The organism is Psychrobacter sp. 1Y4, assembly GCF_051847555.1.
In genome coordinates, this window is record NZ_JBPYDE010001043.1 from 1 (window position 1) to 543 (window position 543).

Here is a 543-nt window from a genome sequence, read left to right on the forward strand (position 1 = left end):
CCTGCTGCTGGTGAAGACTCGCCATTTACCGATTCAATCAATTACTGGCGCGAGTTACCTGCGGGTTTAATTTATTTTGCCTCAGTTGATCCCTCGCTCGGCAAAAAAAGCAAAACCCGTAAGAAAGGCGACCCTTCCGCGATAACTGTTGGTGGCTATGATCGCTTAAATGGCAAACTGTATATCGTCGTTGCTGATATTCAGCGCCGCACACCTGACAAAATTATATCCGACGTCATTAAGTATCAAAAAGAGTATCCGCAAATACTCGGCTGGGCGATTGAATCGGTGGCTTTTCAAGAGTTTCTACGTACTGAGTTGGTCAAGCGATCAGCACAGCAAGGCATTCATGTGCCTGCTATTCCAGTGTTTCCTCATGGAGACAAAGCGCTGCGGATTATCGCCTTGCAGCCGCATATGGCAAACGGTCTGCTCTTATTGCACCACAAACAAAAGACGCTGGTTGCGCATTTTACCCATTTTCCCAAACACGAAAACGATGACGGCCCTGATGGTGTTGAGATGGTCTGGAAGCTTGCGACT

1 protein-coding gene is annotated in these 543 nt (G+C 47.7%); it reads left to right on the plus strand.

The genetic code is table 11. From position 1 onward, the window contains the following. Positions 1-543 (plus strand): phage terminase large subunit (terL, locus tag ACS8FC_RS20315; RefSeq protein ID WP_439298115.1); only part of this gene is annotated, 543 nt, incomplete at both ends.